Raw genomic sequence first — 224 nt, 5'->3', positions numbered from 1 at the left:
AATAACGCTTTGGTTGCTGATAAACGCATCTGCTCTTTATGTGCATTTAGTGCGGCATCTTTTTCTATAAAGGAATCTGAACTGGGCACGTTAGCTTCAGGTTGGTAATAGTCATAATAAGAAACAAAGTATTCGACATCATTGTTCGGAAAAAAAGCTTTCATTTCTACGTATAATTGCGCAGCAAGTGTTTTATTTGGATCAAGAATTAAGGTGGGTTTATT

1 pseudogene is annotated in these 224 nt (G+C 35.7%); it reads right to left on the bottom strand.

What is annotated here, in order from left to right:
* Positions 1 to 224 (bottom strand): annotated as a pseudogene (locus V6255_RS18470) (excinuclease ABC subunit B); the annotation flags it as partial.

This window comes from Psychromonas arctica (assembly GCF_038155225.1).
In the GTDB taxonomy this organism is placed as follows: Bacteria; Pseudomonadota; Gammaproteobacteria; order Enterobacterales; family Psychromonadaceae; genus Psychromonas; species Psychromonas arctica_B.
Note: the sequence above shows the minus strand (reverse complement) of the source record. Positions and strands in the feature narration are given on the sequence as shown.